We start from the raw sequence: 10,297 nt of genomic DNA on the forward strand, positions 1-10,297 counted from the left end.
TGCTGCGGTGGGCTTTCAGGCAGCCTATGGCGGTTTGCCGAGCACGAGGCTGCCGCCATGCAGACCTTGATAGAGCCCAACGCCTGGGTGCTCCAGCGCCGGGTTCTGCCCCAGCACACCGACCATGCCGGCGTGATGTGGCATGGCGCCTACGTGGCCTGGCTGGAGGAGGCGCGGGTGGAGGCCCTGGTGGCGGCTGGCCTGGCCTACAGCGCCCTTGCGGCCCGTGGCCTGGAACTGCCGGTGGTGGCCCTCTCGATCGATTACCGCCAGGCCCTGCGCCACGGCGACAGCGTGCGGCTGGCCAGCGTGGTGGAGGCGCGCCGAGGCGTGCGGATCCCCTGGCGCAGCTGGTTCCTGGCCCCTGATGGGAGGGTGGCGGCCACAGCCGCAGTGGAGCTGGTGTTGGTGGATGGGGCCGCGGGTCTGGCGCGGCGTGTGTGCCGCGGCCTGCCAGCCGATCTGGAGGTGGCGCTGGCGGCCCTGCGGCGAGGGCCGCCAGCGGCCTGAGGGCCTAGCATTGGTACAGATGTACTGATCGTCATGGGAACGCTGGCCCGGTTGCCGCTTGGGCGCTCCGGCGAGGGTTCGCCATCGCGGCTGGGATCGCCGTCGCGGCAAGGTCTTAGGGAGTGTCTGCGAGGGGCTCGGGCCCTGGAGTCTTGCCGGGCAGAGCCGGCCTGGGGGCAGGCGCGACGGCGCTGGTGGTTGCTGTGGGCCTCATGCCCTGGCGTCGGCTGGGTGCGGCTGCGGGCGATCGAGGCGAGATTCGGCACCCTGGCCAGGGCCTGGGAGGCTCCTGCCGCCGCCTTTGCCGCGATGCCCGGGATAGGGGAGGCCTGGCTGGCCGGCCTGGAGGCGTTCCGGCGGCGCTGGGGGGCTGATCCGCTGGAGAGCGGGCGTCTGCCAGCAGACCACAGGCTGCTGGTGCCGGGTGACCCCAGCTATCCGGAGGCGATGACGCAGCTGGAGCGCCCCCCGCTGGCGCTCCACTGGCGCGGGCGGGGCTCGCTCTGGCCTTGGCTCGCCAGGCGCCAGGGGGTGGCGGTGCTCGGCACGCGGCGGCCATCGCGCCATGGCCTGGCGATGGCCGAAGCCCTGGGGGCTGCGTTGGCGCGGGCGGGCTGGCCCGTGGTGAGCGGGCTGGCGGAGGGCATCGATGCGGCGGCCCACCGGGGTTGTCTGGCCGCAGGAGGCCTGCCGGTGGGGGTGCTGGGCACGCCGCTGGAGCGGGTCTACCCCCGCCACCACGGCGCCCTGCAGGGCCAGGTGGCGGCCCAGGGCCTGCTGCTGAGCGAGCAGCCTCCAGGAGCCGCTGTGCAGCGTGGCCACTTCGCCGCCCGCAATCGCCTCCAGGTCGCTCTCGCCAGGGCCGTGGTGCTGGTGGAGTGCCCCGAGCCCAGCGGGGCGCTGCACTCGGCGCGGTTGGCCTGGCAGGAGCAGCTGCCGCTGTGGGTGGTGCCCGCCGATGCCGCACGGCTCTCGGCCCGGGGCAGCAACCGCCTGCTCAGCCAGGGAGCCTCGGCCCTGCTCGAACCCGCCGACCTGATCCGCCAGCTGGGCCCTGGCCCGGCAGGGGGGTCGGCTGGGCCGCGCGGGGTCGCCTCCCAGGCCCACCCCGAGGCGGCGCTGCTGCAAGCCCTGGAGGGAGGGGCCTCCCTGGAGCAGCTCTGCCTCACGTTTGACCAGAGCGCCGCCCAGCTCGCCGCTCGGCTGCTCAGCCTCGAGCTGGCCGGTGTGGTGCGCGCCGAGCCAGGCCTCCACTGGCGCCGCCTTTAGGCTGGGGCCATGCTGCGCGGCCTTGCCACTCAGAGCCCCTCCCGCCAGCAGCCCATGGGTGCGCGCTCCTGGACGGCCCACGACCTGCTCTCCTGGCGCCGCCGCTGTCTGGCCCAGGGAGGCCGCAGGGCCGATTTCGACTGGCTGCTGGATCTGGCTGGCGGTCTGCCCTGGAGCGAACTGCAGCGCCTGCATCTGGATCCGGCCCGTCCGGTGCAGCTGGTCTGCCCGGTGGCCAGCCTCGAAGCGCTGTGGCAGCGCCATCTGGCTGGCGGTGAGCCTCTGCAATACCTCCTGGGCCTCTGCCCCTGGCGCGACCTGGAGCTGAAGGTGGGGCCAGGTGTGCTCATCCCCCGCCAGGAGACCGAGCTCCTGGTGGAGCTGGCTGGCGGGCTGGTGGCCGTTCCGCCGGCCCTCTGGGCGGATCTCGGCACGGGCTCCGGTTGTCTGGCTGCGGCCCTGGCTGGCCTCTGGCCCGGCTCCAGCGGTCTGGCCGTGGACCTCAGCCCCGAGGCGCTGCGGCAGGCCGAAGCCAACCTCGAAACCGTGGGGGCGCTCTCCAGGGTGAGGCTGCTGCAGGGCCATTGGTGGGATCCCCTGCAGCCGTGGTGGGGCGCCCTGGGCCTGGTGCTGGCCAACCCGCCCTACATCCCCAGCGCCGTGTGGGCCGGCCTCGAACCTGGGGTTCGCGATCACGAGCCCCGCCTGGCCCTCGACGGCGGCCCCGATGGCCTCCGGTCCCTCCGCACCATCGCCCGGGGGGCCGCTCAGGCCCTCGCCCCCGGCGGCGTCCTGCTGCTGGAGCACCACCACGACCAGAGCGGGACGGTGCTGGGGTTGCTCCGCCAGGCGGGTCTGCAGCAGGTGCAGGCCCACCGGGATCTGGAGGGCGTGCTGCGCTTTGCCTCCGCCCGGAGGGCACTCCCATGACCTCAGCGCCCCAGCAGCACCAGGTGTGTCCCCCCCACGAGCTGGCCGCCCGGCTGCTGGCCGGTGAGGCAGGGCTGATGCCAACCGACACCCTGCCGGCGCTGGCGGCCCTGCCCCGCCATGCCGCTCAGATCTGGGAGCTGAAGCGCCGTCCCCAGGAGAAGCCCCTGATCCTGATGGGGGCCGGCCTCGAGCAGCTTCAGCCGCTGCTGGGGCTGGCCTGGAAGCCGGAGTGGCTGGCCCTGGCCGGCCGCGGCTGGCCCGGTGCCCTCACCCTGGTGCTGCCGGCTCAGGGGCCGCTGGCCGAGGCCCTCAACCCCGGCCGCGGCAGCCTGGGTCTGCGCATCCCGGCCTGTGCTGCGGCCCGGGAGCTGCTGCAGCTCACCGGCCCGCTGGCCACCACGAGTGCCAACCCCTCCGGTGAGCCTGCCGCCACCACGGCGGCCGAAGCTGCCGCCTTCTTCCCGCAGCTGGCCCTGCTGGGCCCGCTGCCCTGGCCGCCGGCCAGCGGGCAGGCCAGCACCGTTCTGGCCTGGGAGGGTGCCGGAGGATGGCAGCTGCTGCGCTCCGGCGCGGTGCCGTTCCCGCTGCCCGCGCCCTCCTCTCTGCCCTCCGCCTGAACGCCTCCCCATGGCCGCCCTTCTCGTGCTCGTGGCGCTCACCATGGGGCTCTACAACTGGCTGAGCACCCCGCTCAACGGCCTGCTCAGCGGCCTCTTTCAGGCTGGTTGGCTGCCATTACTGCCAGCTCTGGTGCTGATCTGGCTCCTGGCTGGGAAGCGCTGAACGGGTTTAGGTTCTGGCCTGCTGCCCAGGCCCATTGCGTCGTCCCGTCCGGTTCCTGGCCGTGCTTCTGGCCCTGCTCACCTGGGGGCTGACTCTGCTGGGCCATGGCAGCGCTCTGGCGGTGCGCGCCCAGAGCACCGGCACCGGAACTGAGCTGCGGGGCGTGTGGCTCACCGCCAACGACATGCCGGTGCTGCGCGATCGCCAGCGGATGACGGAGGCCGTTGCCCAGCTGGCGACCCTCCAGTTCAACACCCTCTATCCAGTGGTCTGGAACGGTGCCATCGCCTACTACCCCAGCCAGGTGGTGCAGGAGCGCCAGCTGCAGACCTTCACCTACCTGGGGCTCCAGGGCCAGGACGTGCTGGGCGAGCTGATTGCCGAGGGCAAGCGGCAGGGGCTGCTGGTGATTCCCTGGTTCGAATTCGGCTTCATGGCCCCCAAGGATTCGGTGCTGGCCCGCCGCCACCCCGACTGGCTCACCCGCAAGCAGGACGGCGGCATGACCTCGATCAGCGCCGCGGGGGAGGTGGCCTGGCTCAATCCCTTCCGGCCTGAGGTGCAGCAGCTGATCACCGACCTGGTGGTGGAGGTGGTGGGTCGCTACGGCGCCGATGGCATTCAGTTCGACGACCACATGAGCCTGCCGAAGGACTTCGGCTACGACCCCTTCACCCTGGCGCTCTACCGCAAGGAAACGGGTCGAGCCGCTCCGGCTAATCCGGCTGACGGGGCCTGGGTGAAGTGGCGCGCCGACAAGATCACCGCCTTCATGGAGCGGCTCACCAAGGAGGTGAGGCGGGTGCGGCCCGGGGCTGTGATCTCGGTGTCGCCGAACTACTACGCCTTTGCCTACAAGCTGCAGCTGCAGGACTGGCTCGCCTGGGTGCGCCGGGGGCTGGTGGATGAGCTGCTGGTGCAGATCTACCGCCCGGACCTGGAGGACTACCTGCCCCATCTGGGGAGGGCGGAGGTGATCGAGGCCAGGGCCAAGATTCCCACGGCAATCGCGATCATGAGCGGCCAGCGCAACCGCCCGGCCCCCCTGCCTCTGCTGGGGGAGAAGGTGCGGGCCAACCGCAGCCAGGGCCTCGGGGTGGCCTTCTTCTATTTCGAGAGCCTCTGGAATCTGGGGCCCGAGTCTCCCGAACAGCGCAAGGCCGAGCTGGGGCGCTGGTTTGCCGCGCCGGCGCCGCGCCGGACTGCCGCTGCCCCCAGCCCTCAGCCAGCCCCGCCCCCCCCTAGGCGGCTGCCCGCACCGCCACCTCCACTACCCAGCCTTCCCTCGGCCTCGGGTTGAATGCGCCCAGCTGCCCTTGAGCCCCCATGCCTGATGCCGTTGATGAAGCCCAGTGGTTCAAGGTGCTGCTGGCGCTGCGGTGGCCCTGTGCGGTGGTGGCCTCCTCCGCCGTGCTTGGCGGGGTGCTCCTGCACGTGCTGAGCAAACCGATTCCGATCCGGATCGCCCTGCCCCCCGATCAGCCCCTGCCCGTGCGGGCCGAGGTGAAGGAGCTGGCCCAACCGATCCGGGTGGAGCAGCTCAATGAAGCGATTGAGATCAGGGCTCAGGAGGTGCTCACGGTGCGGGGTTCCGTGGGCATCGACACCAAGGCCCCCATTCCGATCAGCGGCGAACCGCGCGTGGTGGTGACCAACCCCGTGGAGGTGAAGGCGAGCGCGCCCCTGGCGGTGCAGGGCAACGTGGCGGTGAAGGCGGCTGAACCCCTGCCGGTTCAGGCCTCGGTGGATGTGAGTGCCTCCGAGCCGTTGCCCGTGAAGGGTTCTGTGGAGGTGGACACTCCCAACCCGCTCCAGGTGACCACCGAGGTGACCCTCGACACCGATGAGGACCCGATCCAGGTGCAGGTGAAGGAAGGTCTGTTGGGGATCTTCTGAACAGGTGAAGCCCCAGCCCTGCCCCGCCAAGGAAGCTGGAAGCCGGCTAACGGATTTGAACCGATGACCTTCGCTTTACAAAAGCGCTGCTCTACCGCTGAGCTAAGCCGGCATGGCGTCACGACCGGATGGCCTGACCAGGCTGAAGTTACACGGGGGCAGTGGCCATTCCGGGGTGGCCAGCCTCAGCTGCTGCTGAGGGCCCAGATCAGCAGCTGGGTGCGGCTGTGGCAGCCGCTCTTGGCCAGCAGGTGGGAGATGTGGCTCTCCACCGTGCGCACGCTCAGCACCAGGGCGGCGGCAATCTCCCGGTTGCTAAAGCCGCGGCATAGCAGGCCCAGCACCTTCGACTCAGCGGGGGTTGGCGGCGTCAGCTGTGCATTAGGGGAAACCATGGCCAGGCGCCATCCGGAGCTGTTGATGGCTCAGGATTGCCACAGGCCCGGCGGATCGCTCAGGAGGGCGTTTCGGCGCTCGGCACGGGGCTGTCGGTGGGGGATGGCAGGGGCACTGAGCGGGTGCCCTTGATCGGCAGATTGGCCACCAGCGCTGTGACCCGGTCTTCGGTTTCGAGGCTCACATCCCCTTCGCTCATGTCGATCTCCACGTAGCGGCTCACCACGTCGAGGATTTCACGCCGCATCTGCTGCAGCAGTTCCGGGTTGAGGTCGCTGCGGTCGTGGGCGAGCACGAGTTGGAGGCGCTGCCGTGCCGTGGGGGCACTGGCCGGTTCCCGACCCAGCAGCTTGTTGATCAGATCGCGCAGGGTCATCGGCTCAGAAGATCTTGGTTTGCATCAGCCGGCCGATCCGGGCCCTCAGACCCTGGCGTTCCTTGGCGGGGTCGATCAGCGGCACGTCTTCCCCCTGCAGGCGCCGGGCGATGTTGCTGTAGGCCCTGGCGGCCGGCGAGAGGTTGTCGCTGAGGGTGAGCGGCTCGCCCCGGTTGGTGGACACGATCACCTGTTCGTCCTCCAGCACCAGCCCCAGCAGCGGCAGGGCCAGGATGTCGGTCACGTCGTCCACCGCCAGCATCTCCTGGCTGGCCATCATCTTCGGCCGCACCCGGTTGAGCACCAGTTGGGTGGGCTTGACGGCCTCGGAGTTGAGCAGGCCGATCACGCGGTCGGCGTCCCGCACCGCCGACACCTCCGGCGTGGTGATCACGATGGCCTCCCGGGCAGCGGCCATGGCGTTGCGGAAGCCACCTTCGATGCCAGCTGGGGCGTCGATCAGCACGTAGTCGGCGGTTTCGCCCACCATGGCGCCGATCGCCTGCATGTCTTCGGGCTTGAGCCACTCGAGCATGCGGGGGTCGCCGGCCGGCAGCAGGGCCAGGTTCGGCTGCAGCTTGTGCTTCACCAGGGCCTGCTCCAGTCGGCAGCGCTCGGAGAGCACGTCCTGGGCGGTGTAGATGATCCGGTTTTCGAGACCGAGCAGCAGATCCAGGTTGCGCAGGCCGAAATCGGCATCGAGCACCGCTGTCCGGGCACCGAGCTTGGCCAGGGCAATGCCGAGGTTGGCGGTGAGGGTGGTTTTGCCCACTCCCCCCTTGCCGGAGCAGATCAGGATGAAGCGAGTCGACGCAGCTGGCACGGCAGTGGCTGAGATCGAGGCAGGCTAAGGCCAAAGACGCCGTTCACCCGAAGCCCGCCCCCCGGAATCCAACGCCTTCAGGGTTCAGGCGTTCAGGGGCCACTGGGGTGGCGCTGGCTCGAGCCGGATCACGCCCCCCACCAGCCGGGCCTGCTCGGCCAGTCCCTCCGGGGGGGGCTCCTCGGGCCCCCGGGCCACGGCGCCGGCGATGCGCAGCTGCAGGGGCCGCAGCTGCAGGGCCACGATCCTGGTGCCCCCATCGCCGCCCGTTCCGGCATGGGCCAGGCCGCGCAGGCGGCCCCACACGAGCACGTGGCCGCCGGCACTGAGCCGGGCCCCGGGGTTCACATCCCCCAGCACCAGAAGAGAACCTGCTGCCTGCAGGTGATCGCCGGAGCGCACGGTGCCGCGGTGCACCACCAGTTCGCCTGCCCGTCCCCCGGGCATGGGGCTGTCCGGGCTGGAGCTGCTGGCCGCGCCAGGCCAGGGCGGCCGGGCCTCAAGCCCCAGTGCGGCCGCAGCCACCAGGGTGTGGGGGTTGGTGCTCTGCACGTTCTCTAGCCACAGATCGTGCTGGAGCAGCAGCTCCTGGAGGGCCCGCAGCCCCCGCGCCGTGAGCGGCCAGCCATTCGCCTCGAGTGCTACGGGGCCAGGCCTGGGCGGCCCCTGGAGCAACCCCGCGCTCTCGAGGGCCCGCACCGCCAGCTCCTGAGGCGAGGCCGCTTGCCTGCTCGGCGGCAACACCAGCCGGTGGCTGCCGCCCCCTGAGCTGCCGGGAAGGAACAGGGCGCCGAGGGCCGGAGCGCTCATCAGGAGTCGAGGAACCGGCGCAACTTAGGCGCCACCTCGGCCGGGTGGATCAGCCAGGCCAGCTGGGCCGGCTCGCTGAGGCTGTGCACCAGGGGGGAGCGCTGCTCGAGGGCCTGCAGCGTGCGGCCATCCCACAGCCGCAGCCCGCCGGCATAGGGGTGGTAGCCGCGGGTCTGGCGCTGCTCCAGGGCGCAGCAGCCATCAGGATCGAAGCCCGCTTGGCTGGCCAGCGTTCTGGCCTGGGCCAGCAGTTCCAGCTGGCTGCCCCGGTCCCGGCTGGCCACATCGGTGGCCTTCAGCAGCCGCCGCTCCAGCAGCCGCCGGCAGGGGTCGGCCAGCTCCTTGGGTCCCTCCTCCTGCCAGCGCTCCAGGTGGTAGCCGGTGCGGATGTCGTCGTTGGCCAGAAAGGAGGCGAGATCGAGGCTGCCCCGCTCCCACAGCCAGCGGCCCATCACGGCATCGGCCCACACCCGCCCCGGACCCAGCTGGCGGGCCACGCTGATCAGCCGCCGCAGCAGCCAGTTGCACACCACGTTGAGCCGGTGGTTGTACACGCTGCGGTACATCAGGTTGCGCACCACCAGGTAGTGCTCCACGGCCATCAACCCCTTCGGCTGCACGGCCAGGGCGCCGTCCGGGGCCAGGGTGAGGGCCGCCAGGATCCGCTGCAGATCGAGGCGCCCGTAGCTGGCTCCCGTGCTGTAGCCATCGCGCTGCAGGTAGTCGAGCCGGTCGCAGTCGAGCTGGCTGCTCACCAGGGCCTTGATGGCCTGCACCGGGTAGCGGCCATGCTCCAGCAGGTCGGCCACGGCATCGGCGCAACCCTCGGCATGGCTCTCCAGCAGGCCGCGCAGCTGCGGGTGCTCCCGCACCAGCCGCCCTGACCAGGCCTCGTGGTTGAGTCCATACATCTCCTCGCCGGAGTGGCTCAGCGGGCCATGGCCCACGTCATGCAACAGGGCGGCTGCGTAGAGCACCCCCCGGTGCTCCAGCAGCTCGGGGTGATGGGGGGCCAGCTGGGCCAGGGCCAGTCGCGCCAGGTGGAGCACCCCGAGCGAGTGGGTGAAGCGGCTGAACTCGGCCCCATGGAAGGTGAGATAGGCCGGCCCCAGTTGCCGGATCCGCCGCAGCCGTTGAAAGGGGGCTGTGTCGATCAGGGCGATGGCGAGGGCCTCGGCGGGGTCGCTGCGCTCCAGCCGGATCGCCCCATGCAGAGGATCGTGGTAGGTGCGGCCGCTCATGCCGGGGCCTGGGCCGGGGTGAGCTGCTTCAGCAGCAGGTCGGAGGCCTGATCGAGCCAGGCGTCGCTCTCGCCGCCGGGGTTGAGGGGCTCAGGCGGAGCCAGGGGATAGTCGGGTTCGATGCCCTGGTTCTGAATGTCGCGGCCACTGGGGGTGAGGTAGCGCGCCACGGTCACCGCCAGGCCGCTGCTGTCCCCGAGGGAGAGCAGGCTCTGAATCAGGCCCTTGCCGAAGGTGCGGCTGCCGGCCAGTTCGCTGCGGCCGTTGTCCTGCAGGGCTCCGGCCAGGATCTCGCTGGCGCTGGCGGTGCCGCCGTTCACCAGGGTGATCATCGGGCCGTCGAAGAGTTCGCCAGGGCCTGAGCGCACGGGCGAGCTGAGCCCGTTGCGGTCTTCCGTCTCCACGATCGGGCGGCTGTCGAGCAGTTGGTTGGCCACGGCCAGGCCGGCGCTCACCAGCCCGCCAGAGTTGTTGCGCAGGTCGAGGATCAGCCCTTCGATGTCCTGGTCCACCAGGTCGGTGAGGGCCTGGTGCACCTGCTCGGGCACCGGCTCGGCGAACTGGGTGATGCGCAGATAGCCCACCGTGTGCCCCTCCAGCCGCAGGCGCCGGCTGCGCACCGGCCGCAGGTTCACCTGCCGCCGTTCCAGCGCCACTTCCTGGGGTTGCCCCTGCCGCGCCACCTGCAGCAACACCTGGCTGCCGGCGGAGCCCCTCAGGGCCGCGGCGGTGCCCTCCAGCCCGAGGCTCGCCGTGGGCTGGCCATCCACCGCCAGCAGTTCCATGCCACTGGCCAGGGCCGCCTCGGCGGCTGGGGAATCGTCGAGGGGGGCGATCACCACCACCCGCTGGTCGCCGTCCCGCAGGCCGATCTGGAGGCCCACGCCGGTCACGCTGCCCTGGGTGCTGGAGCGCAGATTGGCGTAGTCCTCCGGGCGCAGCAGACGGGTGTAGGGGTCGCCCAGGGGCGCCAGCATGGCCTCGATCGCTGCATAGGCATCGTCGGAGCTCACGATCGAGCGCTCCAGCGCTTTCTGGCGCAGCCGGCGCCAGCGCACCGCCTCAAAGCGCTGGGGCTCCACGTAGCTCTGGTTCACGAGCCGCCAGGCCTCCACCACCAGCTGCTGGGCGTCGCTGAGGGCGATGGCCGGGGCCGGGGCCCAGAGCAGGCTGGCGCTCAGCAGCCAGGCCAGCAGGGTGCTCCAGGCCAGGGGCCTGGCGGCTGCGGAAGGCGGCCTTGGCAACGGGCCAGCGGCCTGT

13 protein-coding genes and 1 tRNA gene are annotated in these 10,297 nt (G+C 71.2%); 7 read left to right on the top strand and 7 right to left on the bottom strand.

The window, feature by feature from the left end:
* Positions 1-57 precede the first annotated feature (57 nt).
* From IQ220_RS11870 to IQ220_RS11900, 7 genes are all read left to right on the top strand, one after another.
* Positions 58-510: an acyl-CoA thioesterase gene (locus IQ220_RS11870; RefSeq protein ID WP_193814561.1), complete on the top strand. Its 453-nt coding sequence runs from the start codon at positions 58-60 to the stop codon at positions 508-510.
* 198 nt (positions 511-708) lie between these two features.
* Positions 709-1,779: a DNA-processing protein DprA gene (locus IQ220_RS11875; protein ID WP_228009169.1), complete on the top strand. Its 1,071-nt coding sequence runs from the start codon at positions 709-711 to the stop codon at positions 1,777-1,779.
* Positions 1,780-1,833: 54 nt separating this feature from the next.
* Positions 1,834-2,709 carry a peptide chain release factor N(5)-glutamine methyltransferase gene (gene prmC, locus IQ220_RS11880; RefSeq protein ID WP_193915223.1) on the top strand — a complete coding sequence of 292 codons (876 nt, stop codon included), beginning with the start codon at positions 1,834-1,836 and terminating at the stop codon, positions 2,707-2,709.
* Complete coding sequence (locus tag IQ220_RS11885; RefSeq protein ID WP_193915232.1) at positions 2,706-3,329, top strand: L-threonylcarbamoyladenylate synthase; 624 nt, start codon at positions 2,706-2,708, stop codon at positions 3,327-3,329. Before prmC ends, IQ220_RS11885 begins: the two co-directional genes overlap by 4 nt.
* A 10-nt stretch (positions 3,330-3,339) precedes the next feature.
* A complete protein-coding gene (locus tag IQ220_RS11890) occupies positions 3,340-3,495 on the top strand; it encodes a hypothetical protein (RefSeq protein ID WP_186697221.1) in 156 nt (51 codons plus the stop codon).
* A gap of 34 nt (positions 3,496-3,529) precedes the next feature.
* On the top strand, positions 3,530-4,795 hold the full coding sequence (locus tag IQ220_RS11895) for a family 10 glycosylhydrolase (protein WP_228009170.1): 1,266 nt from the start codon (positions 3,530-3,532) through the stop codon (positions 4,793-4,795).
* Positions 4,796-4,821: 26 nt separating this feature from the next.
* Positions 4,822-5,391: a hypothetical protein gene (locus IQ220_RS11900; protein WP_193915234.1), complete on the top strand. Its 570-nt coding sequence runs from the start codon at positions 4,822-4,824 to the stop codon at positions 5,389-5,391.
* Between the two features lie 40 nt (positions 5,392-5,431).
* Here IQ220_RS11900 and IQ220_RS11905 read toward each other — a convergent pair.
* The 7 genes from IQ220_RS11905 to ctpZ form a co-directional block, all read right to left on the bottom strand.
* Positions 5,432-5,503: transfer RNA gene (locus tag IQ220_RS11905), tRNA-Thr, on the bottom strand.
* Positions 5,504-5,576: 73 nt separating this feature from the next.
* Positions 5,577-5,786 carry a response regulator transcription factor gene (locus IQ220_RS11910; RefSeq protein WP_193915236.1) on the bottom strand — a complete coding sequence of 70 codons (210 nt, stop codon included), beginning with the start codon at positions 5,784-5,786 and terminating at the stop codon, positions 5,577-5,579.
* A 59-nt stretch (positions 5,787-5,845) separates the two neighbouring features.
* Entirely contained in the window at positions 5,846-6,163 is a 318-nt protein-coding gene (gene minE / locus IQ220_RS11915; RefSeq protein ID WP_186697218.1) for a cell division topological specificity factor MinE, read from the bottom strand.
* A 4-nt stretch (positions 6,164-6,167) separates the two neighbouring features.
* On the bottom strand, positions 6,168-6,986 hold the full coding sequence (minD, locus tag IQ220_RS11920) for a septum site-determining protein MinD (RefSeq protein WP_193915238.1): 819 nt from the start codon (positions 6,984-6,986) through the stop codon (positions 6,168-6,170).
* An 84-nt stretch (positions 6,987-7,070) separates the two neighbouring features.
* A complete protein-coding gene (gene minC, locus IQ220_RS11925) occupies positions 7,071-7,796 on the bottom strand; it encodes a septum site-determining protein MinC (protein WP_193915240.1) in 726 nt (241 codons plus the stop codon).
* Positions 7,796-9,037 carry an HD domain-containing protein gene (locus IQ220_RS11930; RefSeq protein WP_193915242.1) on the bottom strand — a complete coding sequence of 414 codons (1,242 nt, stop codon included), beginning with the start codon at positions 9,035-9,037 and terminating at the stop codon, positions 7,796-7,798. Before IQ220_RS11930 ends, minC begins: the two co-directional genes overlap by 1 nt.
* On the bottom strand, positions 9,034-10,281 hold the full coding sequence (ctpZ, locus tag IQ220_RS11935) for a carboxyl-terminal processing protease CtpZ (RefSeq protein ID WP_370561843.1): 1,248 nt from the start codon (positions 10,279-10,281) through the stop codon (positions 9,034-9,036). The genes IQ220_RS11930 and ctpZ overlap by 4 nt, the downstream gene beginning before the upstream one ends.
* Positions 10,282-10,297 lie beyond the last annotated feature (16 nt).

The sequence above is a fragment of the Cyanobium sp. LEGE 06113 genome (genome assembly GCF_015207615.1).

Excerpts from the sequence above, each read along its gene's own strand:
- IQ220_RS11870 (WP_193814561.1), top strand. The coding sequence starts at position 58 with ATGCAGACCTTGATAGAGCCCAACGCCTGGGTGCTCCAGCGCCGGGTT.
- prmC (WP_193915223.1), top strand. The coding sequence starts at position 1,834 with ATGGGTGCGCGCTCCTGGACGGCCCACGACCTGCTCTCCTGGCGCCGC.
- IQ220_RS11885 (WP_193915232.1), top strand. The coding sequence starts at position 2,706 with ATGACCTCAGCGCCCCAGCAGCACCAGGTGTGTCCCCCCCACGAGCTG.
- IQ220_RS11890 (WP_186697221.1), top strand. The coding sequence starts at position 3,340 with ATGGCCGCCCTTCTCGTGCTCGTGGCGCTCACCATGGGGCTCTACAAC.
- IQ220_RS11900 (WP_193915234.1), top strand. The coding sequence starts at position 4,822 with ATGCCTGATGCCGTTGATGAAGCCCAGTGGTTCAAGGTGCTGCTGGCG.
- IQ220_RS11910 (WP_193915236.1), bottom strand. The coding sequence starts at position 5,786 with ATGGTTTCCCCTAATGCACAGCTGACGCCGCCAACCCCCGCTGAGTCG.
- minE (WP_186697218.1), bottom strand. The coding sequence starts at position 6,163 with ATGACCCTGCGCGATCTGATCAACAAGCTGCTGGGTCGGGAACCGGCC.
- minC (WP_193915240.1), bottom strand. The coding sequence starts at position 7,796 with ATGAGCGCTCCGGCCCTCGGCGCCCTGTTCCTTCCCGGCAGCTCAGGG.
- IQ220_RS11930 (WP_193915242.1), bottom strand. The coding sequence starts at position 9,037 with ATGAGCGGCCGCACCTACCACGATCCTCTGCATGGGGCGATCCGGCTG.